Consider the following 26924-nt stretch of genomic DNA (forward strand, 5'->3'; position numbering starts at 1 on the left):
CTAGCGAGTGGCGTTCCATGCGATGCGAACGCGTGCCAAGCCTTCTTCGGTCGACACTTGCGGGCGGTAGCCGAAATCGCGCGTGGCGGGCGCCATGCTGTACCAATGCGTCGTCGAGAGCTGTTCGGCAAGGAAGCGTGTCATCGGCGGTTCGCCCGGGCGCCGCAGCACAGGCCAGAGCCACTCGCTGACCGCACCGATCGCGTAGGCGACTGAGAACGGAATGTGACGGGTCACCGGCGCCACCCCTGCTGCGCCCAAAAGATCGTTCAACAAGGTGTGCATAGGGCGCGGCTCACCATTGCTAATGAAATAGGCCTTGCCTGCACAGGCGCTACCGACATCGAGGTGATCGAGTGCGTTGAGATGCGCTTGTGCCGCATTGTCGACATAGGTGCTGTCGACGAGATTCTCACCATCGCCGACGATCGCCAATTTGCCGGCGCGTGCGCGGTCGACCAAGCGCGGCAGAATTTGCGTGTCGCCCACGCCCCAGATCAAACGCGGACGCAAGGCCACGGTGGCAAGGTCAGGACCGTTGGCCGCCAGCACTTCAACTTCTGCGATCTGTTTGGTCGTGGCATACGGTGCTTTGAAATGCACGCCATAAGGCACGTCTTCTGCGGTGCCGCCTGCAACCGGATGGTTGGCGCGGTGCGTGACGCTGGGTGTGGAGGTGTACACCAATTTGCGAATGCCGGCGTGTTTGCAGGCGTCGATGACGTTGTGTGTGCCTACCACGTTGGCTTGGTAGTAGCTTTCGTAGCTGCCCCATGCGCCCGCCTTGGCCGCATTGTGGATAACGGCGTCGCAGCCTTGCACGGCCGCACGCACGGCGTCGAGCGCTTGAAGATCGCCTTGAATCTGTTTGACACCCAAAGCATCGAGCGCCGGGTAATGCCCACGACTGAAACTTTGAACCTCATCGCCCCGCGCACGCAGTGCCTTGCACAACGCTTGCCCTAAAAAGCCGCCGCCGCCCGTCACTAACAGTTTCATGGTTTCAGTCGCACATGCTTGGCCGCCCATGCCGCAAGTTTTTCGCGGCCAACTTTGGCGTTGTGTCGAATATCTACGGGGAAGGCTTTTGGATACATCAGAAAATGTTCTACACGGGCAGTAAGGACAGAACCGTTGGCCAAATGGCGCAATTCGTCTTCGATGCGCGGCCAGGCGGTTGATGCGATGCCGGGTTTCAGTTCGACACAGAGCACAGGCACCTGTGCGCCTTTGTTGCCGAGGCCGACAAGCGCCGTGCGCAAGACATCGGGATGCGTGTTGAAGACCGGTTCGATTTGTTCGGTACACAAGGTGAGATCGCGACTGACAACGACGCGTTGTGTTTTTCTGCCGCAAAACCACAGGCGGCCTTCTTTATCGAAATAGCCAAGGTCGCCCATGCGATGCACGATGCGTTTGCTGTTGTCTTGTAGGGTCTCTTCAATCTTCGCAAGTTTGGTTTGCGCATCACGATTGAAGTAGCCATCGGTCGTCGTTGGGCCTGCGACTGTGATTTCACCCACGATCCCTTGCGGCACTTCGCGGACATGCTTCCATGTGTGCAATGCGTCTTCTGTGATGTGAATGATGCGCACCTCATTGGGTGCGACAGGTCGACCCACGCAGGTGCCCGCACCGCGTTCGGTGTGCGAACGCAATTGCACCAACTCGCGTCCTTCAATCAATGCGACGGGCAAACACTCCGTGGCGCCATAGGGTGTCCAGAAACGTGCATCTTCTGGCAGCAAGGCAAGCAATCCGGCCACCACGTCAGGCGGCACCGGCGCACCGGCGCTGGTGACTCGCTTCAATCCTGTGAGTGCCACGCCATGTTTGACCAGGACGCGCATCAACGCAGGCGAGCCGAACAATTGGTCCACATCGAACTTTTGCATGGCGGCCAATAGCTTCTTCGCATCGGCCATCGCAGGACGCGTCGGATCCATGTCCGGAATGATGGCGCTCAAGCCCAAGCCCGGATCAAACAATGCAAACGGCGGGAACGTCGGCATATCGACGCCGCCCGCTTGAATCTGCAATCCCTCGCGCAGCATTTCGAGCTGCGCTAGGAAATGGCGATGGCGATAGATCACGCCTTTGGGAATACCGGTCGAGCCGCTGGTAAATAGAATCGCGGCGACATCGTCGGCGGACGGCGGCGGCACAGTGAGCACGCGATTGTGCCCATGAAATTCGAGATCTTCGAACCGCGTGTCTGCAATCCATTTGGCCGCACCGACGCACACGGTCTTCTTTGCAGACTTTGCCCAGCCAAAGAGTTTGCGCCCGAACAGCGCCAACGGAATGCCGATGAAGACATCTGGCTTTGCTTCATCAAGACAGGTTTTCAGCGCTTTCTTGTCGATGCCCGGATCGACCAACACAGGCACCGCGCCCAGTCGGAACAAGGCGAACATCAAAATGAAAAATTCGAAGCTGGGCCGCACCATGACCACGACGTGCATGCCGGGTCGCACACCGAAGTGGTGCAAGCCGTAGGCCACGTCATCGCTGCGTTGATGCAGCTCGGCAAATGTCAGTGCCGCTGCATAGCGCCCGTCTTTGCCGGGGATGCGCATGGCCACCGCTTGAGGCTGTGCCGCTGCGATGGCTTCCAAACGAGCGGTCAGGGTGGGCGCGTCACTCATCGCCGCATTGTCGCAGGCAAACCGACTTCACGGCAAAATATGGCATGCCTGCCTCTATCCATCCGTGCCTGTCCTGCGGCGCCTGTTGTGCCGCCTATCGTGTCGCCTTTCATTGGTCGGAGGCGGACGACGCTGCGGGTGGCACCGTGCCCGTGGATTTAACCTTGGCCCTTCGCACGCACGAGCGCGCGATGCGCGGTACCGATGCGGTCTCGCCGCGATGCGCGGCCTTGGCGGGGACGGTGGGTGTTGCTACGCACTGCAGCATTTATGATTTGCGGCCTTCGCCGTGTCGTGCGGTGCAGGCGTCTTGGGCGGATGGCGCGGCGGATGCGCAGTGTGATCGCGCGCGCATAAGGCACGGTTTGCCCGTGCTGACGCCTGAAGACTGGTGTTAATGCGCGTCTAAGAAGGCGCGAATTTCGGGAACGATGATGGCGTGCTTGTCTTCCAGCACGTAATGACCGGCGTCTTCAAACGGATGCTTTTCGGCATTCGGCAATGCACGTTCGAAGCCGCGATAGAAATTTACGTCGAACACAAAATCGCGCAAACCCCAGGCGATATAGACGGGCAAGTGCGCATAACCCGGCAGTGCACGCGCTGTGTCCTCAAGCAAAGGCCAAGCGCGGTCTTTGCTGCTCAGGGGAATGTCTTGCATGAAACGCAAAGTCGCGATCGCGTTTTGCCAGCCGTCGTACACGTGTGTGTAAGCATGCCGAACATCCGCTGACAAACGACGGCGGGTTCCAAAGCGTGCTGCGCCGCGCGCAAACAGATTGAACTTGCGGATCAAGTAGCCGCCGATGCGCGAATGTCGGCCCATGGCGATTTGCCACGGCATGCCTTTCTCTGCGGGGAGTGGAAATGCAGCGGTGTTGGTGAAGACCCAGCGTTTGATGCGAGCGGCGTGGTTCAAGGCCCACGCCGAACCGATCATGCCGCCCCAATCGTGTACTGCGAGGGTCACGGGGCCGTCTACGCCGAGGTGTTTGAGCAATGCATCCAAATCTTCAACGCGTGACTGCAGGGTGTAGTCATAACGCGGCTGTGCGTTCTCGGCATCATCGGGTTTATCGGACAGACCCATGCCGACATGGTCCGGCACGATGCAGCGGTATCTGTCGGACAAACCTTTGACCAAATGGCGCCAGTAATAGCTCCACGAAGGATTGCCGTGCAGCATGATCACTATCTCGCCGTCGCGCGGGCCTTCGTCGAGATAGGACATCTCGATGCCGGGACGCACTTCGAAACGCTTCGGCGTAAAGGGGTAATCAGGCAGAGTCATGCGACACCTTGCATTGCGCGCGCGGTCGCGAGACCGACGGCAATTGTGTTTACCAAACGACTTCCGACATCGTGCAGTTCAAACCCGAACCAATGCCGAGCAAAGCGATGCGATCGCCTTTCTTCAGCTGGCCTTTGCTCTTCAATTTGGACAACACGATCGGCACCGAGGCCGGACCGATGTTGCCGAACTCACCGAAGATGGTCATGACCTTGGCGGGATCAATGCCCAACTTTTCAATCATGCTTTGTGTGTGCACACGGCTCACTTGGTGCACGACGAATTGGTCGAGCTCGCCGACAACCCAACCCAAGCTACTGACGGCTGCTTGGAAGGTTTTGTAAGCCAAGTGCATGCCTTGAATCAGCAACTGACGCGTGTCGGTGACCATGCGATCAAGATTGCCGCGGCACAAGGTGTTCCACTCGGTCGCCGAACGGCTGACGCCGCCTTTATAGCGCGGTGCATCGGGTGCGAGACGCGTATGTGACAACACCATCGCGGCAGCGCCCGAACCCAAGGTAAGCGTGGCGAGTTCGTTGCGGAAATCTTCGTCGGTGGTGGTGTCGCGCTTCATGCGCTCAAGCGTTTTGCGATAAGCGAGATCGGCGGTTTCACCGTCGACCACGAGTGCGTATTCGATTTCGCCGCGTTCGATCATGCGCGCGGCCAAGTCCATGCCATTGATGAACGCCAAACAGGCATTGGCAATGTCAAAGTTTTGACAGGTGTCGGACACTTTCAGATTGCCCGCAACGATGCTGGCGGTTGAAGGTTCCAGATAGTCGCGGCTGACCGAGGTGTTGACCAACAAACCAATCTTGCTGGCATCGATGCCGGCGTCGGTGAGCGCCAAACGTGCGGCCTCGGTTGCGGCATCCGACGCCAAACGCTCTTCGCCCCACAAGCGGCGCGCGTTGATGCCTGCGATGTCCTTCAGCACATCGGTCCGGATACCCAAGCGATCCAGCGTGGGTTTCAGTTCTGCGTTGATTTGCTCCGAAGTGACGGAGACCGGTGCGTCCACGTGAGACAAACCGGCAATGGCGACGTTTTGAAAGAGCATCGAATCCGACTGGAAAATGAGGCAAGTCCACTAGGATACCGCGATCGACGGGTTTCCCATAGCAAAACGCCCCGTTTCAGGGGCGTTTTGCGGTTTGCACTCAGGGTTTCCAGACGTCTGTCACGGACAGCGGTACAGCTTGAAGCGCTGTTCGCCCATGTCAGGGCTTGAAACGGCCAGAACGGCGTTGGCACTTTGCTTGGCTGCTTCATTGCGTGCCAAGGTTTCCAGCTCGTCCTTGACGCGCAGTGCGTTGCGGTCGATCGGCCCGACATTGCCGGTCACGGAGACCTCGACTTCGGACAGTTCGGTGCATCCCGTCGGCGCCGCGCTCAGTACGCGGACGCCGGTGGCAGCGCGGTCCAACGGTGCCAAGGTGCAGGCAGAAACTGCCCACACCATGCACACCGCTGCCACACACGTGCGCATCCGGTTCACTTTTTGCTGACCGGATTGCCGTCGGTATCGATGACGGTGACATTGCCCAAGTTCAAAGCACGCACGCCGGCTTCGATCTTGGAGAGATCACCCACCACCACCCAGGTCAGGCTTTCGGGGTGGATGATTTCTTTCGCAGCTGAATTCACCGCGGCCAACTTTTGTGCTTCCAACTCACCCTTCAGGGTTTGCACGTAGTTGTCGGGGCGGTTGTACAACTGGTTGCCGACCAAGGTCGACATCACAGCGTCGATGGTTTCGTACTGACCCGGCATCGCGCGGATGGCGTTGTTATTGATCTTGTCTTGCTCGGCTTGGGTCAACGGCTTGTCGTTACGCACCCAATTCACTTCCTTGACCATTTCGGCCACGGATTCAGCGGTCTTGTCGGTTTGCACCGGTGCCACCATGCGGAACATGCGCTCGTGTTGCGCATTGCCGATGCCGCTGCGTGCGCCATACGACCAATGCTTGTCTTCGCGAAGGTTCATGTTGAGACGCGAAGTGAACGCGCCACCGAATGCGCCGTTGGCCGTGTTGATGTCGAGGTTGTTTTGCACCGAGGTCGGTGGTGCGATGTCACCTGCGATGACCACGGACTGTTGTGCGCCCGGCTTGTCCACCAAGAACACGCGCGGCTTGCTTTGACGTTTGGCCGCAGTGAAGTGCTTCGACCCACGTGCAACGTCGGCTGCTTTCCAGTTACCGAATGCGGCGTTCAATTCGCGGGTGATCTCGGCCATCGTGGTGTCACCGGCTACAACGATCGTGACGTTGTCAGGGCGGATCCACTGCGCGGTCCAGTTGCTGATGTCATCACGGGTGATCGACTTCACCGAGGCCGTGGTGCCCGAACCGGTGCCCGGCACCGCATACGGATGACCATTGCCATACACCAAGGGTGCCAACAAACGCGCCGCGATTTGGTCGGGCTCGGTCTTTTCTTGTTCGATCTGTGCCAACCATTGGCCGCGCAGACGTTCGATGTCGGCGGTGTTGAACGCAGCATTGCGCACAACGTCTGCCACCAACTCAAGCGACGGGGTCAGATTCGACTTCAATGCATTGGCGGTCACGGTGCAGGTGTCGAGGCTGCAACCGGTGCCGAGGTTCAAGCCCAAGCGTTCGCGGTCTTGTGCGATTTGCGTGGCGGAACGCTTGGCCGTGCCTTCATCGAGCATGCCGGTGGCGAAGCCTGCCAGACCCAGCTTGTGGCCGGCATCGCTGGCCGCGCCTGAGTCGAACAACATGTTCAGAGCAACGACCGGTACCGAGTGGCGCTCGGCCAAGATCACTTCGATGCCATTGTCGAGCTTGCCGCGTTGCACGTTCGGGAAGCTGATCTCCGGGAACGAGGTCACGGCCGGCACGCCCAGTTTGCGATCCAGTGAGGAAGGCGTGGCTTTCAGTTTGTCTGTCGAAGCGCCAGCGATATCGGCCGGACGTGCCCCTGCGGGCAGCGGGGTGATCTTCGGTTCTGCAGGCGTGCCTTTTGCCGGGACAACAGTGATGGTGTAGTCGCCTTTGCTGATCCACTGCTTCGACGCAGCCAAGATATCGGCAGCTGTCGCGGATTGGTTCCAATCAAAGGTGCGCTTCCAGTTGTTGGCGTTGCCCAGATAGAGTTCGCTTTCAGCCAACAAGTTGGCCTTGGTGTTGATGCGTTCAAGGCTGCGCGTCATCGAAGCGCGGTTCGCCATCTTGATGCGCGACAACTCATCGTTGGTCGGGCCGTCTTTGAGGAACTTGGCCCACTCTTCGGCGATCACGGCTTCAACCTTGGCCGGATCGACGCCCTTTTTCACGTCAGCAAACAATTGGAATTGGCTCGCCAACTGGAACGGGGTGATTCCCACGCTCACACTGTCCGCCAACTTGTCTTGGAAGACCAAGCGCTGATACAGGCGCGAGGTTTTACCGCCGCCCAAGACGTCGGCTGCGATATCAAGCAACACGTAGTCGCGTTCGCTGCGGGCCGGCACGTTCCATTCGCGGTAGATGCGCGTTTGTGCAACGCGGTCTTCCATTTGATTGCGCGTCGACGTTGCACGCGGCGCGGCCCACTCGGCTTGACGGGCAACCGGATGACCCGGTGCGATGTCGCCGAAGTACTTCATGACTTTTTCTTTGGCGGTCTTGGCGTCGATGTCGCCGGTCAGAACGAGCACCGTGTTTGCAGCGCCGTAGTAATCGCGGAACCAGTTCTTGACGTCTTCAAGCGAAGCGGCGTTCAAGTCGTCCATCGAACCAATGGTGTCGTGGTGATACGGGTGATTCGACGGGAAGGTTTCCGGCAGCATCACTTCGTCGACGCGGCCATACGGTTGGTTCTGACCTTGGCGCTTTTCGTTTTGAACGACGCCGCGTTGTTCGTCGAGCACCTTTTGATTGATGGCACCCAGCAAGTGACCCATGCGGTCGGATTCCATCCACAGCGCCATATCGAGCGCAGTGGTCGGGACCACTTGGTAGTAGTTGGTGCGATCCAACCAGGTGGTGCCGTTGATGTTGCTGACGCCGGCCTTTTCAAACGGACCGAAGTATTCGCCCGGATGGTTCTCTGAGCCGTTGAACATCAAGTGTTCGAACAAGTGGGCGAAGCCCGTCTTGCCTGCCGGTTCGTCTTTCGAACCCACGCGGTACCACACATGCAAGGCCACGACGGGCGCCTTACGGTCTTCGTGCACGATGACCTTCAAACCATTCGGCAAGGTGAATTGCGTTGCCGGGATGGCGAGCTGCGCACCTTGCGCCTTTGCCGGCGAGGCGGCCATGGCCGGGTTCATCGAAATGAGCGCCGCACCGAGCGCGAGGGCAAGTGAGGCTGGACGAAGCTTCATGTTCATGTGTGATTTAAGGTCCGAGGGAAACATCAAGGGTAACGCGATCTTTCCTTTGGCACACTAGGCAACAAGTCAGGGAACTCCGATGTTGCACGTCATTCTTCACCGCCCCGAAATTCCGCCGAATACCGGCAATGTCATCCGCCTCTGTGCCAATACGGGGGCGCATTTGCATTTGGTCGAGCCCTTGGGCTTCAAGATTGACGACAAGCAAATGCGTCGCGCCGGGCTCGATTACCACGAATTCGCCCGAATGCAGGTGCATCCGGACCTGGAAACCGCCTTGGCCGTCATTGCCCCGCGCCGGGTCTTCGCACTGAGCACGCGGGGCCGTGCGCGCTATGACCAAGTGGCATGGCAAGACGGTGATGCCGTCCTATTTGGCAGTGAGACTGCGGGCCTGCCACAGGCTGTTTTGGATGCCTTACCGCCCGAGCAACGTCTGCGGGTGCCGATGCGTCCTGACAATCGGAGTCTGAACTTGTCGAACACCGTGGCGGTGGTGGTGTTCGAAGCGTGGCGGCAATCGGGCTTCGAAGGGGCCGCAATCTGAATCGGGGGTGACCACTTTGGCCCTGATATGTGCCGAGGATCACTATCCAGACTTTCGGCATAGGCAAGTGGGGTCCAGGCAGACCATACTGGCCTTGCCGGTGGTTCAAGACTCCCCTCTTACCACCGTGCCGATGCGTCGTCACCTCCCTCCCCGGCGACGTATTCACCCTCGCAAGGCCCGGCTCCCCCCGGGCCTTGTTTTTTTATCCGGACTTTATTTAGTCAGCGCTGCGAACGTGGTGGCTAGCGGCTGTGTCGAACCCAGCGCTTCTACGAGGGCCGAGCCGACAATCGGGGTGACGCCCATGGCGCGCACGCGCTGCAAACTGTTGGCATCGCCTAAACCGAATCCCACTGCGAGCGGACGCTCGGTGATGCCTTGCAGGGCTTGCACGCGCGCGTGGATGTCATCGAATGCGTGCGTGTTTTCACCGGTGATCCCGAGGCGTGCGACGACGTAGGCGAAGCGCTGCGCGAAGGGCGCTTGTGGCCCGGGGTCCGGGCGTTCTGCAAGCACTTGTTTGGCGCGTTCGATCGAGGTTGTCGGTGTGAGCAGCGGAATCAAGGGATAGCCCGCTTCGCGCAAAGCAGTTTCGAAGTCTGGTGCTTCACCGAAGGGTAGATCGACGACGAGCAGCGCACGCACAGGGGTATCACGCAGTGCCTCTAACAACTCGTTCAAGCCGATCTGAAGCAATGGATTGAAATAGCTGAAGAGCACGATGTCGGGCGTGTCTTTCAAGCCCACCAGTGAAGACAGCACCGAGCGCAGGTGTGTGCCATTGTGGATGGCAGCGTGTGCGGCCGCTTGCAGTACCGGGCCATCCGCGATTGGATCAGAGTGCGGAATGCCGAGTTCGATGGCCTCGATGCCTGCGTCTTTCGCCGCAGCCAATTGTGCGAGATGCGCGTTATGCGTCGGGTAGCCCGCCATGATGAAAGGAAGGACTTGGCTCATTGCAATTCGCCCATGTGTGATTGATAGGTGGCGAGGTCTTTATCACCGCGACCGGAGAGGCCAAGCAAGACATCTGACACGCCTTCTGACGCAAGGCGCGACAGCATCGCGAGGGCATGGCTCGATTCAAGTGCAGGCAAGATGCCTTCCAACGCGCACAGCTGATGTGCGGCGGCTAATGCTTCTGCGTCACTCGCACGCCACACCTCAATCCGGCCTTCCAATGCGTGCGCAGCAATCTCTGGCCCGAGTGCGGGATAGTCGAGTCCCGCGCTGACAGATGCCGTTTCGGCGGTGTGACCGTAGGCGTTTTGTAGCACCAAGGTTTTGCAGCCGTGCAGTACTCCGAGCGTGCCGCCCTCGAGTCTCGCTGCATGTTCGCCCAAAGCCGTGCCATGACCACCCGCCTCAACGGCAATGCGACGTACGTCGTCGTGTATGAAAGGCATCAGCAAACCGCTGCTGTTGCTGCCACCGCCGACACAGGCAATGACCGCTTGCGGCAACTGACCGGTGCGTGCCACGTATTGTTCGCGCGCTTCTTCTCCGATCACGGTTTGCAGGCTGCGCACAATGGTGGGAAAGGGATGCGGGCCGAGGGCACTGCCCAGAATGTAGTGCGCCTGATCGCATCGTGCTGCCCACGCGCGCAAGGCTGCATTGACGGCCTCTTTGAGTGTGCCCTGCCCGCTTTCAACACCAACGACTTGCGCACCAAACATGCGCATGCGTGCCACATTCGGCGCTTGGCGTGCCATGTCGGTGACACCCATGTAGACGGTGCAAGGCAGACCTAGTCGCGCGCATGCGGCGGCAGTGGCCACACCGTGTTGACCTGCGCCCGTTTCCGCAATGATTTCTTTCTTGCCCATGCGTACCGCAAGCAATGCTTGGCCGATCGCGTTGTTGATCTTGTGTGCGCCTGTGTGGCACTGGTCTTCGCGCTTCAAGAACACGCGCTTGAGACCGGTGGCTGCTGCCAGTCTCGGCGCTTCGGTTAGCGCGGTGGGACGACCGACGAAGTCACGCAATTGCGCGCGCAGTTCGCCTGAGAAGCCCGGGTCTGCCATGGCTTCGATAAAGGCACGCTCAAGTTCGAGCAGCGGCGTCATCAAGGTTTCTGGCGCAAAACAACCACCGAGTTGTTCGCGTCCAAAACGTGTGGGGAGTTCAAACTGCATAACGATGTACCTCATTTACAAATGCATTAAGCCGATCAAGGTCTTTTCGACCCGGTGTGGACTCGAGTCGACTGGCCGCGTCGAAACCGCGGAGTGCAGATCGCGCGATCGGATCAAGCGCGTCAGCGCGCGCGGCCACGGTCTCTGCCGACATACCGCCTGCAAGGAGAAAAGGGCCTGGTGGCGGATAGCGTCCCGAATGTGTTTGACCTGAGCCACCATGCACACCGGTGTCACCCTGCGCGGTTTCCCAGATATAGAGTTCGGCGTCGATGTGCGGTTGATCGGGCGCGTCGTACCACGGGAGCAACACTTGGTAACCCGCGGCACGAAGTTCGTGTACCGCGGCGGCGCGCACGTCCACAGGCAGATACGGTTGCACGCGTTGCAGCGGTGTTTGCGCCAGCAGCGCAAGGATGGGTGCAAGCGTGTCCGCGACGGTCACCAAGACACCGCGATCGCCGGCTTGCGGTGCAAGCTGCAGCAGATCTTGGCAATGCCGTGGGCTCTCAGGATGGAAAACGAAACCGAGCAGCTCCGCGCCCACCGCCTGTGCGCGGGCGAGATCCGTTGCATGGGTGAGACCGCACACTTTGGCCAACATGCGCGTCATGCGTACACCGCCTCCAAGAATTTTTGCGGGTCTTCGCTGCGCATCAAAGCTTCACCAATCAACACGGCATCGAAGCCCTGCGCAAAGGCGGCTTGAATGTCTTCAGGATCGCGCAGGCCGGACTCACGAATCAAAACGGCATCCGGAAATGCAGCACGCAATGGGCTGGCATCGGGTGAACTGATTGAAAAACTGGCGAGGTCGCGCGCATTGATACCGACCAATCGCGCCTTCGCTTGGCGCGCATAGTCGATCTCGGAAAGATCATGCAGCTCGACCAGCGGCTCAAGACCTGCACTGCGTGCAGCGTCTGCGAAGACTGCGGTGTATGCCTTCAACACGCGCGCAATCAGCAGCACCGCCTGCGCACCGCTCGCCTGTGCCTCTTTGAGATGTGCCTCACCTAAGACAAAGCCTTTGTAGATGCGCGGCATGCCGAATTCCGCAGCCGCCACGACATCCGCTGTGCTGCCTTGAAACAAGTTCGGTTCAGCCAAGATCGAGACGCAGGCAGCGCCGCCGTTGCGATAGGCGAGCAGTTGTTCGCGGAAATCGCGATCAGCGGCGAACGCACCTAATGACGGTGAGGCGCGTTTGTACTCTGCAATGATGGCGCCACCGCGCTGTTGTTTCGCGTTTAGCAGTGCGCGCTCGAATGTATGTTCCAAAGGCCGTGCTTCAAGTGGACTGTTCGGCATGACGTGTGCGCGTTGCGCTTCAGACAACACCACGCGTCCAAGATGTGTCGCTGGCGTTGGTGCAGCGGCCGCCAGCACTTGGTCCAAGGTGGGCAATACGGGCTTATGCATGTGCGGCCTCGCGTGCAAAGGGTGCGGTGAATCCGCGTTGCAAGACAGCCTTTGCTTCATGCAGGCCGTCGCACAGAGATGTCAGTGCTTGATCACGATGCAGCACCAGACCTAAGGCAGCTTGCAGCGCTACGGCATTGGCGACTTCGTCTCGGTACGCGGGGTGTAACTGGCCCGCAAGCATGGCTGAGGCGACATCGATGGCTTCTTCGCGCGATTCGATCCGCAATGCGTGTTGGGCCGGCATGCCCATCCCGAGTTCGCGCGGTACCAAGGTGACTTCTTCACGCACTGTGTTGTCGCGCACTTCCACCACAAAGCTGGGCCCTTCGATGGACAGCTCGTCCATGCCGCAGCCCTCGGCGGAGAGACCGTGCACTACGAATGCACGTTCGATGCCTTGCATCGCAAGTGCCTGCGCCATGGGCTGCATCAAGCTGCGCCGATTCACACCTAAGACTTGCAGCGCAGGCCGTGCGGGATTCAGCAGCGGTCCCAACACATTGAAGATGGTCGGGATACCCAAGCGCTTGCGAATTTCTTTTAATCGACCCAGCAAAGGGTGGTAGCTCGGTGCAAACAAGAATGCGAATTGATGTGTCTGCAGGTCGTTTGCCACGGCTTCGGGTGTGCGTTGCAAAACGTAGCCCAATCCTTCCAGCACATCGGCACTGCCGCACAAGGACGTGGCCGCCCGATTGCCATGTTTCGCCACTGGCACACCCAGATGTGCCAACAGCAGCGCGGCGAGTGTGCTCAGGTTGGCAGTACTTGCGCCGTCACCGCCGGTGCCGCAGGTATCCAACAAGCGCAGCGATGAACGGGGAAACGGTTCGGCTACCTTGAGCAGCTCTTGCGCAAATGCAAACAGTTCGTCTGCGCGCGGCTCACGTTGCGCCATCAGCGCGAGGCAAGCGCCCACCAAGAGTGGGTCGGTGTCTTGATCGATATACATGCGCATCAATTCCGCCGCTGTGTCGGCGGAAAGCGCATGCATGGGATTGTGTGTGGTGAGTAAAGTCATTTGGTCAGTCCGGACATGCGGAGGAAGTTGCGAAGAAGGGCTGCGCCATCGGGCGTAAGAATGCTTTCGGGATGAAATTGCACGCCCCAACGTGGAAGCGCGAGATGTTCGATCGCCATGATTTCTCCGGCGTCGGTGTGTGCGGTGGCGCGCCAGCACGCGGGCAGTGTGGCCGCATCGGCAATCAAGCTGTGGTATCGACCGACTTTTAAAGGCTGTGGCAGCCCTTCAAACAAGTTCACGCCGTGATGGCTGATCAAGGTGTGTTCACCGTGTAGGGGCTCCACCGCTTCAGTCACCTTGCCGCCGGTGCCAGCAACCAAGGCTTGCTGGCCGAGACACACACCGAGGATCGGAATTTGAAGATCGCTTGCCGCGACTTGCATATGCGGCGCGCACTCCGTCGGATGGCCCGGGCCTGGCGACAGCACGATGGCTTGTGGTGCGCGCGCGTGAATGTCGTTGAGCGTGATGGCGTCATAGCGCGCGACTTCGACGTCGGCACCGATCATTTGAAAGGCTTGCACCAAGTTGTAGGTGAAGCTGTCGAGTGCGTCGATGAGCAGAATCATGCCGACACCTCTGACATCAGCCCCGCCAATGACACACCGAGCGCCTGTGCGGGCGCGGCCATCTTGTGCAAGGTTTCGAGGTATTCGGCTTCCGGGTCACTGGCTCGAACGATGCCGGCACCCGCTTGCAGCCATGCACTTCCATTGGCGTAAATCGCTGTGCGCAGAATCAAGGCACTGTCGAGCGCGCCATCGGGCGACAGTCGAATGAGTGCACCGCCGTAAGGGCCACGTGCATTGTCTTCCATTTCACGAATGCGCTGCGCCGCGCGAATCTTCGGCGCACCACTGACAGTGCCCGCCGGGAATGCGGAAGCAAGCACGTCCAAAGCATCCAAGTCGGGTTGCAGTGTGGCCTTTACCGTTGTCGTGATGTGCAAGACGTGACTGGTGCGTTGCAAGGCCAAGGGGTTTTCAACACGCACACCGCCCGGGCGCGCAACGCGACCGAGATCATTGCGCGCGAGATCAACCAACATTTGATGTTCGGCAAGTTCTTTCTTGTCGGCAATCAGCGCTTCAAAACGTGCGCGATCTTCCGCATCGTTTGCACCGCGCGTGACGGTGCCGGCGATCGGCAACGTTTCTGCCTCTTGCTGCGCCACACGCACCAACATTTCGGGGGATGCACCCGCAAGTGAAACGGCATCCCACTCAAGCAAAAATCCGTAGGGACTGGGGTTCAAGCGACGCATGCGGCGGTATGCCGTAAGCGGTGAAGGCGGCGCATCGACGCGAAGTCTTTGGCTCGGCACCAATTGATAGACATCGCCGGCCTTGATGCGTTGCAGTGTGTCGCGCACGTGCTGTTTGAATTCGTTGCGCGAGATCAAAGGATGCAAGGTGGGTTGGCCCGCATCATCGCGTGGCAACACCGGCTGGTACACCGCGATTCGAATTTGCCTGATCTTTTCGCACGCGTGCGCGTGCGTGTCCGCGCGCACTTGGATCTCTGCGACTTGATGCAAATGATCAAACACCACGGCCGCATCGAAACGCTTGGCATACACGCTGGGTAGGCCGAAGCTGTTCCGCGTGGGTAAACCAATCGTCGTTTCATTCGCCGCGAGTGCTTCGAAACCCACGTAGCCTGCAATGCCGACGCCTGTTGGCATCGGTGCGCGCGCATCGTCTGCGAGCTCTGAGTCTTGCATCAACTCACCGCGCGACGCATCCAATGGCCCGGCCAAATCGCGCAATGCCTGCACCCAGCCTGTCGCCGGCATTGCAAGTTGCACCTCACCCTCGCCTTCCAGCAAGACAAAGCTATGACGGCCGACGCGTTCGCCTTGGTCAGCACTTTCCAACAGCAAACTCGCGCCGTGCGAACGCAAGGCCAGATAGGTGCCTAGCGGTGTAATCAGGTCAGCAGGTAAGCGGTAGCGCAACAACATGGCGATCCTTCAGTGAATTTCAGGCAATAAAAAAGCCCGGTCTTTTGGACCGGGCTCGGGAGGTGATGAACAAGCGGGCGCTCAGGCGCCTGCCGAAGCCCCCGAGCCACAACGCCACCAACCGCGCAGTGCTGCGCGTGTATCGAGTGTCGAATGTTGCTGTTGGGTGTTCATGGTCAGCATCAAACCGCAGAATCAGTCGGGCTGTCAAGCGGCCCCTTGAACAAGGTGTGCGGATATTCGGGTTTCTGATCGCGTGACAAGAGCCGTTGCAAACCTTCGACCGGCGAGCATTCGCCATGCAACACCGCTTGAACACCCGCAGTGATCGGCAGATCAATGCCTTCGCGATGTGCCAATCGCATCACTTCGTCGGCCGTTTGAATCGACTCCACGACTTGGCCGATCTCGCGCACCGCGTCTTCAATCGATTTGCCGCGCCCGATGGCGAGACCCAATCTGCGGTTGCGCGACAGATCGCCGGTACAGGTGAGCACTAAATCGCCCAAGCCTGCCAAGCCCATCAGGGTTTCGGGCTTTGCACCGATCGCCGCAGACAAACGCAACATTTCATTGAGGCCGCGTGTGATGAGTCCGGCGCGTGCATTTAGACCTAAACCCATGCCGTCGGAGACACCGGTCGCCACGGCCAGGACGTTTTTCATGGCGCCACCGAGTTCGGCGCCTTTCATGTCGTCGCCGGTATAGGCGCGGAAATCACTCCCGTGCAATATGTCTGCCACTTGTTGGGCAAAGGCTTCATCGCCGTGCACGGTGAGCGCAGTGGGCAGCCCTTCGGCCACTTCTTTGGCGAAAGAGGGACCTGTCACAACGGCCAAAGGCACATCTTCGCCTACGACGGATTCGGCAACTTCGTGCAAGAAGCGGCCACTCCCCGGCTCGAAGCCCTTGGTGGCCCAAGACACGCCCGTACCTGCCTTGCGATGGGGCGCAAGCGCACGCAAGGTTTCCGCAAATGCGTGTGAGGGCACCACAACCAATAACAAATCCGCTTCGGCGACCGTGCCCGCGAAATCCGTGCTGGCACGCAAATTCGTTGGCAAGGAGATGCCCGGTAAATAACGCGGGTTCTCGTGCCTTGAATTGATGGATTCAATCATGTTGGCGTCCCGCCCCCAAAGGGTGACGGGATGCCCGTGCCGCGCAATGAGCGCGGCGAGTGCCGTGCCCCACGAACCGGCACCGAGGACGGTAATGCGGGGCGCGTTTTCCGCCGTCATGGATCAGGCGTTTCCTGCGGTCTCCGTGCCATCGGCCAAGGCCGGTGCACCTTCCGCACGTTGTTGCAAGCTTTGGGCGTACAGCGCGTCAAAATTGATCGGCTGCATGTAGAACGGCGGGAAGCCGCCAGCAACGATCATGTCGGAAATGGATTGACGTGCATACGGATACAAGATGTTCGGGCAATGTGCGCCGAGCATGGCGTCGAGGCCTTGTGCATCAAAACCTTGCAAGCCGAAGATGCCGGCTTGTTGCACTTCTGCGAGGTAAGCATTCTTACCGTTCATGGTGCAGGTGATGGTGACCGTCAACACGACTTCGTAGACGTTTTCTGCGATTTGGCCCATGCGCTGTGCAAGGTTCATTTGCAATTCCGGCTGGCCTTGTTCGGTAAACACTTGCGGCGCATTCGGCACTTCGAACGAAATGTCGCGGGTGTAGATCTTTTCGATCATGAAGGTCGCGCCGGTGGCTTCTGCCGGTGCCTCTGCGCCGTTCAAGGCGATGTTTTCGTCGGACATGGTCGTTCCTGAGTGAATTTCGGGTGAAAGATGGAATTATTGCATGCGGCGGTTTTCCGCCGTCTTTTAAGACTTGGGGTCAGTTCCGGCCTTTTACCAGTGGCAGGTCTGCACTTTGCCAAGCACCGATACCGCCGTCGAGCACGGACACTTGCTTGAAGCCGGCTTTGACCAGACGTTTGGCAGCACCGGATGCAGTGGTGCCGGCTTTGCACACCAGCACGATGGGCAGGGTTTTGACGCCCGAAAGCAGCTTGTTTTCAGGGTCAAACTGGTTCATCTGCACATTTTTAGAGCCGGAAATGTGCCCGGCTTGGAATTCGCTGGACGAGCGCAAGTCGACCACCAAGGCATTCTCATGATTCATGAGACGGGTCATCGTGGCGGGGTTAATGCCTTTGAAACCCTGAAACAGACGCATGACCTCGGTATAGATCAAGGCCAAGGTGATGCCGACAAGGGCCATCGAAAGGAGCGCATTGTGCCCCGCAAACTCTATGATTTCTTGCACGTTTCTCGCCACATGGGATCAGAGCTAGGTCAAGGATTGTCCCCTACCTGCGCCCGATTGCCAACTTAGTGGCCTTCCCAGAAATTTGGCAGGCCGCTGGTGACCCACCAGGCCTTGGATTCCGCGTCGTAATGCCAGCGCTCGTTGTAGGTGACATTTCGTGCCGACATATCTTTTTTGGTAACAACCGTGATGTCGATCGTGCGCTCGAAATCTTCGGGGCCGAGCGTGTTCGAATCCATCACGGTGTAACCCGTGACTTCCACCAACTTGTAGCGGCTGACAACAATGTCGGTCAACGCGTGCTGGGTGCGGTAGTCGGGATCGAGTTGCTTCCATGCGCCTGGAATATCGCCCCAACGGATCGCGGCAGTCCATGCATATTGCGCACGTTCCAATGCGGTCATTTGACGCTTGCCTTCGGTGGCGCAGCTCGAAAGTCCGAGAACCGCTGCCAGTATCAAGATCCACTTCAAAGATCGCATGCTGCTACTCCGTCGCTGTTCGCGCTTTGATCTTACTTGATGATGGCGGCGTAAACGGCAGACATCACAGCACCCGTGATGCCATCGGCGCCTTCGATCTTGGCTTCGGTCCGCACGCGCACTTTGCCGCGGCGGTGCATTTGCAGGGCCAAACTTTCAAACGAATTGGCCGCGAGCCACACCGTTGCAATCATGTCTGTTGTGACGATGCGGCTGAAATGCGAAGAAGATTCGGTGACGAACACATCGGGGTGACAGGTGTCATCCATCAGGTTTTGACTCACCAAAAGCCAACCACCGATGGTCATCAATGAGGCCATCGAGCCACCGAAGGCGGTGCCTTTGTCATTGAGATTGGGTGCCAACGGTGCCGCAATGCGCATGCGTCGGCCATCGTAATCCAGCACCCGTGCCTGCATATGTTGCAGCGGCAACATCGCGTTGAATTCCGCCAGAAGTTTCGGGTGTATTTCCACAGTCACGCTATGCTCTCTTTTTGCCATTACCAAGCACGGAAAATGAATTCACCGGCCCGCTGGCACTTACTTTCTACGCGCCCTTTGTCCTTGAGTGCGCCACTTTCAAATGCAGTGGCTCAGGCCGGTGGTCAATTGATGCCACTCGACGCTTTGGACATCGAAACGCGCTTGGGGGACGACACTTTAACCCGTTTACTTTACGCGTTGCGCAAGCCGCTCGTCTTGTTTACAAGCCCTACGGCAGTGAATGTTGCTGCAGAAGTGCTGGACCTTGCGGGCGCATTGAATCGAAAGACGGTGATCGCAACAGGTGCCGGCACGCAGAAAACTTTGGTCAATCGCGGCGTTCGGCAAACGCGTGCGCCAGACCGCATGGATAGCGAAGGCCTGTTGGCGATGCCCGAGCTCACCGAAGTCGACGGCCAGGAGATTGGTTTGGTGACAGGTGTAGGCGGGCGCGGTGTGTTGCAGCCCACCTTGGAAGCGCGTGGCGCAGTGGTGACGCGCGCAGATATCTATGCGCGTGTGCCGCGTGAAATCACCGCATCGGAATGGCGTGCGGTGTGTGCAGCGGTGGGACCACGTGTGTTGGCATTGACCAGCGCGGAGGCGTTTGAAAACGTGTTGCGCTGGGTCCCGCAGGACGCACGGTTTGAAGACTGGCTTATTGTGGCGGCGAGTGAGCGCTTGGCGAAAATGGCTTCGAACATCGAAGCAAGCCAACTGCCCCGATATCCGGAGACCGCCGCCTTTTCAAATCGCGTTGTGCTCGCGCACTCGCCCATGCCTGAAGATTTGGTGGCGGCAGCGCTGACTGCGCTGCGCGCCTGATACGGCATTAGCGTTCCAAAATCGCAACCACACCCATACCACCCGCCGTACAAATGCTGACCAAGCAACGGCCACTGCCACGCTGCGCCAGCTCTTTTGCCGCCGTTGCAATGATGCGTGCGCCGGTTGCAGCAAACGGGTGGCCTGTCGCCAGGGACGAGCCGTTGGGATTCATTTTTGCGGGATCGATGGCGCCGAGTGCAGCGGGTAAGCCAAGACGTGTTTTGCAATAGGTTTCGTCTTCCCATGCCTTCAAGGTGCACAACACTTGCGCGGCGAAGGCTTCATGAATTTCGTAGAAGTCGAAGTCTTGCAAGGTCAAGCCGTTACGCGCCAGCATTTCCGGCACTGCAATCGTCGGCGCCATGAGCAGACCTTCGCCACCAACAAAATCAACGGCTGCCGATTGCGCGTCGCGCAAATAGCACAGAGGTTCAATGTTGTGCGCGCGCGCCCATTCTTCGCTGGCTAGCAAACAGGCGGAAGCGCCATCGGTGAGGGGGGTGGAGTTTCCTGCAGTCAGTGTGCCTTTGCCTGAGGTCTTGTCGAACGCCGGCTTCAAGGTTGCGAGTTTTTCAATGCTGGAATCCGGGCGCAGAATGTTGTCGCGTTTGACACCGCGGAACGGCACAACGAGGTCATCAAAGAAGCCCCGCTCGTAGGCGGCTGCGAGCTTTTTGTGCGAGCTGACGGCGAGTGCATCTTGCGCTTCGCGTGTGATGCCCCATTGGCGCGCCATCTCTTCGCAATGTTGGCCCATGGATTTTCCGGTACGCGGCTCTGCAACGCCCGGGAACGAGGGCTTCAACGCACTCAAGCGAAACTTGGTGAAGGTCTTGAGCTTGTCCATCGTGGTCTTTGCAGCATTTGCGTTCAACAAAATGCGGCGAAGTTTGTCGCTGTACACAATCGGCACATCAGAGGTGGTGTCGGAACCCCCACCGATGCCCGCTTCGATTTGGCCTGTGGCGATTTTGTTGCCGATGGCGACGAGCGCATCGAGTGACGTACCGCATGCGCGTTGCAAAGTGATTGCCGGTGTCAGCGGCGACAAGCCCGAAGACAACACGGCTTCACGCGCGAGATTCCAATCCGACGAATGTTTGATCACGGCACCCATGATCACTTCGCCCAAGACTTCACCTTGCAGATCGAATTTTTCAACCGTGGCACCCAAGGCACGAATCGACAATCCCAAATTGCCCACATCGGCATAGGCCGTGTTCTGACGACAAAACGGAATTCGGCTACCGCCGAGAACGGCGACGGGTCGCAAGCTTTTCATTTCAGAATCCTTGTTCCAAGTGTGCGTCAACGCGCGTGCGTGACTGTCACTTACAATTAAAGCCTATTCAGCCGGTTTTCCGAAGCGTTCAGAGCGAGATGAGCCTAAATACCGACCGCAATGTGCGCTGCCTGATTGCACTGGAGCTTTCGCCGGGGACACAACCCGAACATGCCGCCCTAAACCGTACGGACGCAGAGACCTTGGCGGGTTTGTTGGCACACGACCTCAGTCTGTTGGTGCCGGACGTTGCGAACTTTGATTTGACCTTGGCAGCTGCCCATTTTGATCCGGCGGAAGCAGTGCGCCCGGGCTGGCCTTTGCATCAACGTTTGATCGAACTGTATGCGCGTGCACCCGGGCAAACTTTGGATGCGCGTGTGATTGCATTGGGTGCGGATGACACCGGTGAAGTGCCCCTACCGCTGCAGTGCGATGTCGATATGCGTGGCGGCGCGTTGCGCATCATGCCGTTCTTGGTGTCGGCGCGCGTCGGACAAACAGAAGCGCTCGCCAAGCTCGCGGACACACTCGAAAACGAACTGTTGGACCGCGGTATGGCGCGCGCAGAAACAGCGTTGTTTCTACAGAACGTACTCGGTGCAAAAATCGAACACGTGCGATTTCTGACCTTGAATGATTTGATCGCCATGACGTCTATGCAGTACGACAATATGGGGCTGACCGCGGTGTGGCCCTTGATTGAGTCGGCATTGTTTGCACCGAACGAAACGACTTGGTTGGATGCAGGCCCCGAGCCGCTGGTGAAGCTTGAACGCGGTGAGGCGCATATGGCCTTGTTCACGCCTGAGGCGTGGCGCGCGCACTACGGCGATGCGCAAGATGATGAAGCGCGTATTGGCCGCATGCTGAAATTTTTCGAAGCGCGTCAGCGTCAGATCGCTGCGGTGTTGGAAACACACGGCATTCCTGTCGTGTTTGACTGCTGCGCGGGCCTGACGGATGCCCGCGCGCAGCTGTGAGCCTTACTTCAGCGTAATCACGCCACAAGCGATGCGATCGCCCGCATTGCCGGAAGGCTGCGATGTGTAGTCATCCGGCTTGGCATGCACGATCAGTGCGCGGCCGTTGATATCGGTGGCACTGCCATCACCCAATTCGACATTTTCGATATGGAAGCTCACGCGCGCGGTACCGTTGGCGTCCGATTTGATGTTGTCCATGTCACCGGCATGGTGTGCGTTTGATTCGGCACTGCCATGGGGTTGGCCTGTGGGGTTGAAATGTCCACCGGCGCTGGTGGCATCGGCTGCACTGCAATCCCCTTTTTCATGCACATGAAAACCGAATGACTGGTTCGGTGTTAGACCCGTGAGCGTACCCATCACGTGCACACCCTTCCCCATCGTCATCATTTCCAAGGTGCCTGCGACTTGGCTGCCGGATTTTGCCGCCATCACCGCGCTTGCTGCCTTGTCTGCGCTTTCTTGCTGGGTGGCGCTGCCTTCTTCACGCGGGCTGGCGCATGCCGCCAACGCAAACACGGCCACACTCAAGATCAATCCATTTTTCATCGTTCTTGACTCCTCATTTCGAATAGTGATTCAAACATTTCCGGTGTGCACTTAGTCTGACGACGTCTTATCGCGCGATGAGCCGAGCTTGCGCGTGAGCGTGTTGCGGCCAACGCCTAAACGCTGGGCCGCGTCGCCGCGGTGCCCGCGCGTCACTTTCAAGGCTTCACGCATGAGGATGTCATCCATGCGCGCTTTGGCGTGGGTATAGGGCGCAGATGCGCCGCTGGCTAAGGCGTCTGCTGCCCATTCACTCAGTGCGCTTTCCCAAGCACTGTCGGCCGCTTCGCGCGGGCCCTGCATGACGGCCTCCACTTCACGCGCACCGATTTTTTCAGCTGCGGACAACGCGGTGACGCGCCAACAGAGATTCTCCAGCTCGCGCACATTGCCTGGCCAGTCGTATGCCCGCAGCAGTTTGAGCGCGCCGCGATCAAAATGCTTCTTGCGTACACCCATCTTGTGCGCGCAGGCGGCCAAGAATGCATTTGCTAAGTCGGGCAGGTCTTCTTTGCGCGCGCGCAATGGCGGCACAACGACGCGGATGACATCCAAGCGATGCAACAGATCCGCGCGAAATCTGCCTTCACTGACCAAACGCTCCAAAGGTTGGTGGGTGGCAGCAATGATGCGCACGTCTACACCGATCAACTCTCGACCACCGACACGAAAGAACTCACCTTCTGCCAACACGCGTAACAAGCGTGTTTGCAAAGCCGCCGGCATATCGCCGATTTCATCTAAAAACAGTGTGCCGCCGTTTGCCTGTTCAAAACGGCCCAGATGTCGCTTCTGCGCGCCCGTGAACGCGCCCGCTTCGTGACCAAAGAGTTCTGACTCCAGCAACTCCGTGGGAATGGCCGCCGTGTTGAGCGCAATAAAAGGTGCCGCCGCACGTCGCGATTCCAGATGCAGCGCGCGCGCAATGAGTTCTTTGCCGGTACCCGTTTCTCCGGTGATCAGCACGCTCATCGGCGTTTGTGCCGCACGCCCCAAGGTGCGGAACAAGGCTTGCATCGACGGTGCTTGTCCGATCAGCTGCGGAATTTCCAGCGCAGGTGGCGTGTCGATCACTGGCGCTTGATCGATGGTGCCGAAGGCACGCGCAACGACTTGCACGGCGTCGTCGAGATCAAACGGTTTCGAAATGAAATCGTAAGCGCCATTGCGAAACGCGCTGGCGGTGGATTTGACGTCGGTGAACGCGCTCACGACGATCACGGGTGTATCTGTGTGTGTCGCCTTGAATCGTGCAAGAAAGCTCAGGCCATCTTCGCCGGGCATGCGGACATCGGTTAACAACACGCGGGGTGCGCGCCCTGACGCAAGTGCCTCTTCAACTGCGGCGATGTGTGCGAATGACGCCACCGCGTAGCCGGCATCGGAGAGCGCAGTCGATAGCACGAAGCGAACGGCCGGATCGTCGTCGACGACCCAAATGGAAGATTCATTCGTCATCGCCATCACTCGGGGCATACGGCAGGGTGAGCGTAAACACGGTGTGGCCAGGTCGTGATTTGTAACTGACAGTGCCACGATGTTCACGCGCCACTTGTTGCGCCAGTGCAAGCCCGAGTCCACTGCCCTCGGCGCGCCCGGTGACCAGCGGTAAAAACACTTGTTCGGCGAGCGACTCAGGCACGCCTGTGCCGTCGTCAACGATGTCGAGTCTGAGGCACAAAGCGTGTTGTACATCGGCGATGCGCGTGCCGTGCTCTGCGCGCGTGCGCAAAATCACTTGGCTCGAGCCTGCTTCAATTGCATTGCGCACCAAATTCCAAACCGCTTGGGTCAGCCGATCGGCGTCGCCTTCAATGTCGGGCAGACTCGGATCGAAATCACGATTGATCTTGACCGCCCAGCCTGCGTCGGTTTCGGCGAGGCGCTGAACGCGATCCAATATGGCGTGCATGTTGAGCGCACTGTGCGGCGTTTCGGCATGCGGCGAAATGAGTCGATCCAACATGTGTGTAAGGCGATCCACTTCGGATTGAATCAATCGCAACAAGGTGTCGTCTTGGACTTCGTCACGTCGGCGCTCGAGCAACTGAGTGGCCCCACGAATGCCCGCCAAAGGATTGCGCAGTTCGTGTGCGAGTCCTTTCATCGCTGCAGCGATCGCAGCGGACAGCGCTTCGCTACTGGTTGCGGTGGAGAACTCATCCACCGGATGCGCTTCCACGACAAAGCCATCCTGCGTGTGGGCGATCAGCACGTCGGCGAATCGCGTCAGCGGCAGACCCGGCATGGCAAAGGCGACACGGTGTAATTTGACGGGCGGCGATTCGGCTTTGAACTCGACCAAGGTGTCGGTCAAGCGACGGTCTTGCATTTCCAGCGCGCGGACCGGCTGATTGAGCAAGCGGCGTTGGCCGACTTGGAGCCAGCGCGCGAACGCAGGGTTCGCGTGCTGGATGATGCCCGCCGCGTCACAGCACAGGACCGGTGTTTGCAGAGCATCGATGTGTGCGCCGATAGCCATTGCACCATTATGGGGCAAATGCAACGCATCGGCCCCCTATGACGCACGGCGCAACGGGTGCTAGCGCCAGGTCAACTTCAACCACAGCGTCCGACCGGGTTCATTGATGCGGATGGGATTCGCCGGATAGCCGAAATCGACGCTCCCTGTGCGGTTCAGATGCTCGCTGTAGAGACGGTTGAACACATTGTCGACACCGGCACTCAACAGCCACTGCTTGTTGAGGTGCCAGCTCGTATTGATGGCCCACGTACTGAAACCGCGGCTGCCTTCAAGATCACGCCCCACGACGTTGCCCTGGCCAGGCGCAATACGGTGTTGCCCGCGAACACCGCGGCCCAAGATGGATGCACTCCACTTTTGGGTTTCGTAGGCAATGGACCCGCGCGCCTCCATGGGCGTGATCTGACCCAAGGGTCGACCTTGGCTGCGATTCTCACCCCAGGCGTAGGCCACGCTGCCTTCCGTTTTCCAGTGACCTGCGAAACGCCAACTGCCACCCGCTTCAAAGCCGCGGATGCGTGCGTCGATATTGTCTGCGCGCGCGCCAATCATCATGCCCATCTGCAGATTGGTGAATTGAATGTAGTCGTGCACGCGACCGAGATAGCCATTCGCCCAGAGTTGCAACGCAGGTGTGCGATACGCCACCCCGAAATCCCATTGCGTGGTGCGTTCGGGTTTGAGTGCGGTAAATGCATTGACACTTCCGACCGGCCCGACGCTCGCGGAAAAGAATTCCCAATAGTCCGGCATGCGTTCCACATGGCCGAGACCGGCGTAGACCGCCAAGCGTGGCGACAGATTGTGCTCAAAGCGAAGGAAGCCACTTTGCAAGTCGGCAGTGCGCGTTTGATTGAAACTTGGATTTGCGCGCGGCATCATGCCGTCGGTTTTTGCACGCAGATCGTGCACACGTGCAGTATCCGTGCGTGCACCGAAGGCGAGTTGCGAGCGCCCGGTGAACTTCCACATCCCTTCGACGAATACGCCTGTGTTGTCTATGCGCGCATCTTCGACCCACGGCAGATGTTCGGGGGCAATCGCCGCGCTGCCGGAGCGGTTGCGATGTTGACTCCGACTGAAGTCGGCGCCGGTCACGAGTTCGACTTGGCCTAGCGCCCAAGTGAGCGCAGCGCGGCCCCCGAGTGTGGTGCGGTCGACATTGGCGAACATAGGCATCGCCATCATGCTCTGCGGATGGGGTGTGCGCAGACTGTAGTTGTCCATGACGTGATCGGCGCGGTTGTAATACAGCGTTGCTTCATAGCCGTTCAATCGGCCGACGAGATGCTGCGTGCGTGCTTGCACAGAGACGTGCTCACGTTTGAACTGGCGACCGTCCATGCCGCGTCCTGCGTACTTGGCTTCACCATCTCCCGTGCCGACATTGAGTTGAATCACCGTGTCATCGTTCGGTGTGTAGCCAAGACTGACATCGGCATTCCACTTCTTCCAAGCAGATGGCACAGCAACGCCATTGCCATCTTCGTAGTCATTGGATTCGGCTTGATTCAGTGTTGTGCGTACAAACGCGGTGGGCGTGCCAAAGCGAAGATCGACCGCTGCATCGCGACGATCAAACGCGCCGACCATCAGATGGCCGTTGCCTTCGAAACCGCCCTCCGTCATGCGTTGGCCAAGGCGATCGAAGCGAATGGTGCCCGCTGATGCGCCTGGCCCCCACTGCACCGTTTGCGGCCCCTTCACCACGATCAGCCGGTCGAAGTTCTCCGGCGAGACGTAGGACAGCGGATTGTCCATGCGCGCAGGACAGCCGCCCGGCATGTTGCCTTCGTTCGTCAAAATGTTGAGCCGTGAGCCGTGCATGCCGCGAAGCACGGGGTCACCATTGGTGCCGCCATTGCGAATGGCATTGAAACCCGGCACGGTTTTCAGATAGTCCGCACCATCGCTGGCGGGCATGGGTTGCCGGGGCAGTTTCGTTTCTACTTCAAACACAAGCGGCGAAACGGGTGTCGCGGTCACCACGACGTGCTCGAAGTAAGTGTGTTGGTCTTGCGTTTGTGCGTTGTCGTTCGTTTTTTCTTGCGCAGCCGCAGAGGTGGCGTAGAGGGCGCAAGCGACAGCCATAGCCAAGCAGGCGCGTGCAGACGCGACCCTTTTATAAGCGTTCATGTGTACTCCAAATTCGTTGACG

The 26924-nt window shown here is 58.9% G+C and carries 27 protein-coding genes; 4 read left to right on the plus strand and 23 right to left on the minus strand.

Annotated features, from left to right (window positions below; translation table 11 throughout):
* Both oleD and G7069_RS03160 read right to left on the minus strand, forming a co-directional pair.
* Positions 1-999 carry a 2-alkyl-3-oxoalkanoate reductase gene (oleD, locus tag G7069_RS03155; protein WP_166294189.1) on the minus strand — a complete coding sequence of 333 codons (999 nt, stop codon included), beginning with the start codon at positions 997-999 and terminating at the stop codon, positions 1-3.
* The gene (locus G7069_RS03160; RefSeq protein ID WP_166294191.1) at positions 996-2648 is read right to left on the minus strand and encodes a fatty acid CoA ligase family protein; all 1653 of its coding nucleotides are present in this window, start codon (positions 2646-2648) and stop codon (positions 996-998) included. The genes oleD and G7069_RS03160 overlap by 4 nt, the downstream gene beginning before the upstream one ends.
* A gap of 44 nt (positions 2649-2692) precedes the next feature.
* Here G7069_RS03160 and G7069_RS03165 point away from each other — a divergent pair, with 44 nt between their 5' ends.
* A complete protein-coding gene (locus tag G7069_RS03165; protein ID WP_166294193.1) occupies positions 2693-3046 on the plus strand; it encodes a YkgJ family cysteine cluster protein in 354 nt (117 codons plus the stop codon).
* Here the strand turns inward: G7069_RS03165 and G7069_RS03170 are convergent.
* The 4 genes from G7069_RS03170 to G7069_RS03185 all read right to left on the minus strand — a co-directional run bounded on the left by G7069_RS03170 (position 3043) and on the right by G7069_RS03185 (position 8283).
* Positions 3043-3939, minus strand: a complete 897-nt coding sequence (locus G7069_RS03170; RefSeq protein WP_166294195.1) for an alpha/beta fold hydrolase — start codon at positions 3937-3939, stop codon at positions 3043-3045. The two genes, G7069_RS03165 and G7069_RS03170, sit on opposite strands and share 4 nt — an antisense overlap.
* 49 nt (positions 3940-3988) lie before the next feature.
* Positions 3989-5005 (minus strand): 3-oxoacyl-ACP synthase III, encoded by a 1017-nt coding sequence (locus G7069_RS03175; protein ID WP_166294197.1) that lies wholly within the window; start codon positions 5003-5005, stop codon positions 3989-3991.
* 120 nt (positions 5006-5125) lie between these two features.
* Positions 5126-5434 carry a DUF4156 domain-containing protein gene (locus tag G7069_RS03180; RefSeq protein WP_240912617.1) on the minus strand — a complete coding sequence of 103 codons (309 nt, stop codon included), beginning with the start codon at positions 5432-5434 and terminating at the stop codon, positions 5126-5128.
* A 5-nt stretch (positions 5435-5439) separates the two neighbouring features.
* A complete protein-coding gene (locus tag G7069_RS03185; protein WP_166294199.1) occupies positions 5440-8283 on the minus strand; it encodes a pitrilysin family protein in 2844 nt (947 codons plus the stop codon).
* Positions 8284-8371: 88 nt separating this feature from the next.
* On the opposite strand from G7069_RS03185, the gene trmL reads away from it, so the two are divergent.
* Positions 8372-8839, plus strand: a complete 468-nt coding sequence (trmL, locus tag G7069_RS03190; RefSeq protein WP_166294201.1) for a tRNA (uridine(34)/cytosine(34)/5-carboxymethylaminomethyluridine(34)-2'-O)-methyltransferase TrmL — start codon at positions 8372-8374, stop codon at positions 8837-8839.
* Between the two features lie 216 nt (positions 8840-9055).
* Here the strand turns inward: trmL and trpA are convergent, their stop codons facing one another.
* The 12 genes from trpA to G7069_RS03250 form a co-directional block, all read right to left on the minus strand.
* The gene (gene trpA / locus G7069_RS03195) at positions 9056-9799 is read right to left on the minus strand and encodes a tryptophan synthase subunit alpha (RefSeq protein WP_166294203.1); all 744 of its coding nucleotides are present in this window, start codon (positions 9797-9799) and stop codon (positions 9056-9058) included.
* On the minus strand, positions 9796-10995 hold the full coding sequence (trpB, locus tag G7069_RS03200) for a tryptophan synthase subunit beta (RefSeq protein WP_205758741.1): 1200 nt from the start codon (positions 10993-10995) through the stop codon (positions 9796-9798). Before trpB ends, trpA begins: the two co-directional genes overlap by 4 nt.
* Positions 10970-11593, minus strand: coding sequence for a hypothetical protein (locus G7069_RS03205; RefSeq protein WP_166294207.1), 624 nt, complete (start codon positions 11591-11593; stop codon positions 10970-10972). Before G7069_RS03205 ends, trpB begins: the two co-directional genes overlap by 26 nt.
* Positions 11590-12402 carry an indole-3-glycerol phosphate synthase TrpC gene (locus G7069_RS03210; RefSeq protein ID WP_166294209.1) on the minus strand — a complete coding sequence of 271 codons (813 nt, stop codon included), beginning with the start codon at positions 12400-12402 and terminating at the stop codon, positions 11590-11592. Before G7069_RS03210 ends, G7069_RS03205 begins: the two co-directional genes overlap by 4 nt.
* A complete protein-coding gene (gene trpD / locus G7069_RS03215) occupies positions 12395-13426 on the minus strand; it encodes an anthranilate phosphoribosyltransferase (protein ID WP_166294211.1) in 1032 nt (343 codons plus the stop codon). Before trpD ends, G7069_RS03210 begins: the two co-directional genes overlap by 8 nt.
* Positions 13423-13998 (minus strand): aminodeoxychorismate/anthranilate synthase component II, encoded by a 576-nt coding sequence (locus G7069_RS03220; protein WP_166294213.1) that lies wholly within the window; start codon positions 13996-13998, stop codon positions 13423-13425. The genes trpD and G7069_RS03220 overlap by 4 nt, the downstream gene beginning before the upstream one ends.
* Positions 13995-15392 (minus strand): anthranilate synthase component I family protein, encoded by a 1398-nt coding sequence (locus G7069_RS03225; RefSeq protein WP_166294215.1) that lies wholly within the window; start codon positions 15390-15392, stop codon positions 13995-13997. Before G7069_RS03225 ends, G7069_RS03220 begins: the two co-directional genes overlap by 4 nt.
* Before the next feature lie 182 nt (positions 15393-15574).
* A complete protein-coding gene (locus tag G7069_RS03230) occupies positions 15575-16633 on the minus strand; it encodes an NAD(P)H-dependent glycerol-3-phosphate dehydrogenase (protein WP_166294217.1) in 1059 nt (352 codons plus the stop codon).
* Positions 16634-16636: 3 nt separating this feature from the next.
* A complete protein-coding gene (gene secB, locus G7069_RS03235; RefSeq protein ID WP_166294219.1) occupies positions 16637-17155 on the minus strand; it encodes a protein-export chaperone SecB in 519 nt (172 codons plus the stop codon).
* Positions 17156-17234: 79 nt separating this feature from the next.
* Positions 17235-17621 (minus strand): rhodanese-like domain-containing protein, encoded by a 387-nt coding sequence (locus tag G7069_RS03240; protein ID WP_166297472.1) that lies wholly within the window; start codon positions 17619-17621, stop codon positions 17235-17237.
* Positions 17622-17731: 110 nt separating this feature from the next.
* On the minus strand, positions 17732-18151 hold the full coding sequence (locus G7069_RS03245; RefSeq protein WP_166294221.1) for a hypothetical protein: 420 nt from the start codon (positions 18149-18151) through the stop codon (positions 17732-17734).
* 32 nt (positions 18152-18183) lie between these two features.
* Entirely contained in the window at positions 18184-18633 is a 450-nt protein-coding gene (locus tag G7069_RS03250) for a YiiD C-terminal domain-containing protein (RefSeq protein ID WP_166294223.1), read from the minus strand.
* Between the two features lie 36 nt (positions 18634-18669).
* Here G7069_RS03250 and G7069_RS03255 point away from each other — a divergent pair, with 36 nt between their 5' ends.
* Positions 18670-19461 (plus strand): uroporphyrinogen-III synthase, encoded by a 792-nt coding sequence (locus tag G7069_RS03255; RefSeq protein ID WP_205758742.1) that lies wholly within the window; start codon positions 18670-18672, stop codon positions 19459-19461.
* Between the two features lie 7 nt (positions 19462-19468).
* Here the strand turns inward: G7069_RS03255 and G7069_RS03260 are convergent, their stop codons facing one another.
* A complete protein-coding gene (locus tag G7069_RS03260) occupies positions 19469-20746 on the minus strand; it encodes an acetyl-CoA C-acetyltransferase (RefSeq protein WP_166294229.1) in 1278 nt (425 codons plus the stop codon).
* A gap of 98 nt (positions 20747-20844) precedes the next feature.
* Between G7069_RS03260 and G7069_RS03265 the strand changes: the two genes are divergently transcribed.
* On the plus strand, positions 20845-21729 hold the full coding sequence (locus G7069_RS03265) for a hypothetical protein (RefSeq protein ID WP_166294231.1): 885 nt from the start codon (positions 20845-20847) through the stop codon (positions 21727-21729).
* A gap of 3 nt (positions 21730-21732) precedes the next feature.
* Here G7069_RS03265 and G7069_RS03270 read toward each other — a convergent pair whose 3' ends face one another.
* Genes G7069_RS03270 through G7069_RS03285 form a run of 4 tightly spaced genes read right to left on the minus strand, consistent with a single transcriptional unit; the run spans position 21733 to position 26902 of the window.
* A complete protein-coding gene (locus G7069_RS03270) occupies positions 21733-22281 on the minus strand; it encodes a superoxide dismutase family protein (RefSeq protein WP_166294233.1) in 549 nt (182 codons plus the stop codon).
* Positions 22282-22332: 51 nt separating this feature from the next.
* Entirely contained in the window at positions 22333-23745 is a 1413-nt protein-coding gene (ntrC, locus tag G7069_RS03275; protein WP_166294236.1) for a nitrogen regulation protein NR(I), read from the minus strand.
* Positions 23729-24763, minus strand: coding sequence for an ATP-binding protein (locus G7069_RS03280; protein ID WP_166294238.1), 1035 nt, complete (start codon positions 24761-24763; stop codon positions 23729-23731). Before G7069_RS03280 ends, ntrC begins: the two co-directional genes overlap by 17 nt.
* A gap of 60 nt (positions 24764-24823) precedes the next feature.
* Positions 24824-26902, minus strand: coding sequence for a TonB-dependent copper receptor (locus G7069_RS03285; protein WP_166294240.1), 2079 nt, complete (start codon positions 26900-26902; stop codon positions 24824-24826).
* Positions 26903-26924 lie beyond the last annotated feature (22 nt).

This window comes from Lysobacter sp. HDW10, from assembly GCF_011300685.1.
Taxonomy (GTDB): Bacteria; Pseudomonadota; Gammaproteobacteria; order Xanthomonadales; family Xanthomonadaceae; genus Solilutibacter.